Raw genomic sequence first — 2793 nt, forward strand, 5'->3', positions numbered from 1 at the left:
TCGAAACTCCTTCGGGTTGTATGGTTAAGTGACTAAGCGTACACGGTGGATGCCTTGGCAGTCAGAGGCGATGAAGGACGTATTAACTTGCGATAAGCCCAGATTAGGTAGTAAAAACCATTTGAGTCTGGGATTTCCGAATGGGGAAACCCACTAGCATAAGCTAGTATCGCTGCGTGAATACATAGCGCAGCGAGGCGAACCGGGGGAACTGAAACATCTAAGTACCCCGAGGAAAAGAAATCAACCGAGATTCCGAAAGTAGCGGCGAGCGAAATTGGACTAGCCCTTAAGCTTTTTATGCGTCAGGTGAAACTTCTGGAAAGTTGTGCGATACAGGGTGATAGCCCCGTAACCGGCAACGCATATAAAGTGAAATCGAGTAGGGCGGGACACGTGATATCCTGTCTGAATATGGGGGGACCATCCTCCAAGGCTAAATACTACTGACTGACCGATAGTGAACCAGTACCGTGAGGGAAAGGCGAAAAGAACCCCTGTGAGGGGAGTGAAATAGAACCTGAAACCGTGTACGTACAAGCAGTAGGAGCACCTTCGTGGTGTGACTGCGTACCTTTTGTATAATGGGTCAGCGACTTATATTCAGTGGCAAGGTTAACCATCTAGGGGAGCCGTAGGGAAACCGAGTCTTAACTGGGCGTTCAGTCTCTGGATATAGACCCGAAACCAGGTGATCTAGCCATGGGCAGGTTGAAGGTTGAGTAACATCAACTGGAGGACCGAACCGACTAATGTTGAAAAATTAGCGGATGACTTGTGGCTAGGGGTGAAAGGCCAATCAAACCTGGAGATAGCTGGTTCTCCCCGAAAGCTATTTAGGTAGCGCCTCGGACGAATACTACTGGGGGTAGAGCACTGTTAAGGCTAGGGGGTCATCCCGACTTACCAACCCTTTGCAAACTCCGAATACCAGTAAGTACTATCCGGGAGACACACGGCGGGTGCTAACGTCCGTCGTGGAGAGGGAAACAACCCAGACCGCCAGCTAAGGTCCCAAATTACTACTAAGTGGGAAACGATGTGGGAAGGCTCAGACAGCCAGGATGTTGGCTTAGAAGCAGCCATCATTTAAAGAAAGCGTAATAGCTCACTGGTCGAGTCGGCCTGCGCGGAAGATGTAACGGGGCTAAGTAGTAAACCGAAGCTGCGGCAATGCACTTTAGTGCATTGGGTAGGGGAGCGTTCTGTAAGCGGTTGAAGGTGTGTGGTAACGCATGCTGGACGTATCAGAAGTGCGAATGCTGACATGAGTAACGATAAAGGGGGTGAAAAACCTCCTCGCCGGAAGACCAAGGGTTCCTGTCCAACGTTAATCGGGGCAGGGTAAGTCGACCCCTAAGGCGAGGCCGAAAGGCGTAGTCGATGGGAAACGGGTTAATATTCCCGTACTTCTTACAATTGCGATGGGGGGACGGAGAAGGCTAGGTGGGCCTGGCGACGGTTGTCCAGGTTCAAGTGCGTAGGCTTAAGAGTTAGGTAAATCCGGCTCTTTTTAAGGCTGAGACACGACGTCGAGCTACTACGGTAGTGAAGTCATTGATGCCATGCTTCCAGGAAAAGCCTCTAAGCTTCAGATTGTAAGGAATCGTACCCCAAACCGACACAGGTGGTCGGGTAGAGAATACCAAGGCGCTTGAGAGAACTCGGGTGAAGGAACTAGGCAAAATGGTACCGTAACTTCGGGAGAAGGTACGCTCTCGACGGTGAAGTCCCTCGCGGATGGAGCTATTGAGAGTCGCAGATACCAGGTGGCTGCAACTGTTTATTAAAAACACAGCACTGTGCAAAATCGTAAGATGACGTATACGGTGTGACGCCTGCCCGGTGCCGGAAGGTTAATTGATGGGGTTAGACTTCGGTCGAAGCTCTTGATCGAAGCCCCGGTAAACGGCGGCCGTAACTATAACGGTCCTAAGGTAGCGAAATTCCTTGTCGGGTAAGTTCCGACCTGCACGAATGGCGTAATGATGGCCACGCTGTCTCCACCCGAGACTCAGTGAAATTGAAATCGCTGTGAAGATGCAGTGTACCCGCGGCTAGACGGAAAGACCCCGTGAACCTTTACTACAGCTTGGCACTGAACATTGACCCTACATGTGTAGGATAGGTGGGAGGCTTTGAAGCACCGTAACGGAGGAGCACGAAGGTGGGCTAATCACGGTTGGACATCGTGAGGTTAGTGCAATGGCATAAGCCCGCTTGACTGCGAGAATGACGGTTCGAGCAGGTGCGAAAGCAGGTCATAGTGATCCGGTGGTTCTGAATGGAAGGGCCATCGCTCAACGGATAAAAGGTACTCCGGGGATAACAGGCTGATACCGCCCAAGAGTTCATATCGACGGCGGTGTTTGGCACCTCGATGTCGGCTCATCACATCCTGGGGCTGAAGTCGGTCCCAAGGGTATGGCTGTTCGCCATTTAAAGTGGTACGCGAGCTGGGTTTAGAACGTCGTGAGACAGTTCGGTCCCTATCTGCCGTGGGCGTTGGAAGATTGAAGGGGGCTGCTCCTAGTACGAGAGGACCGGAGTGGACGAACCTCTGGTGTTCGGGTTGTGTCGCCAGACGCATTGCCCGGTAGCTAAGTTCGGAATCGATAACCGCTGAAAGCATCTAAGCGGGAAGCGAGCCCTGAGATGAGTCTTCCCTGATACTTTAAGTATCCTAAAGGGTTGTTCGAGACTAGAACGTTGATAGGCAGGGTGTGTAAGCGTTGTGAGGCGTTGAGCTAACCTGTACTAATTGCCCGTGAGGCTTAACCATACAACACCCAA

The 2793-nt window shown here is 51.6% G+C and carries 1 rRNA gene; it reads left to right on the top strand.

Annotation, left to right across the window (positions count from 1 at the left end):
* Positions 1 to 22: 22 nt before the first annotated feature.
* Positions 23 to 2782, top strand: a 23S ribosomal RNA gene (locus tag MHO32_RS25605).
* Positions 2783 to 2793 lie beyond the last annotated feature (11 nt).

The organism is Vibrio sp. MMH1-50, from assembly GCF_022347645.1.
In the GTDB taxonomy this organism is placed as follows: domain Bacteria; phylum Pseudomonadota; class Gammaproteobacteria; order Enterobacterales; family Vibrionaceae; genus Vibrio; species Vibrio harveyi.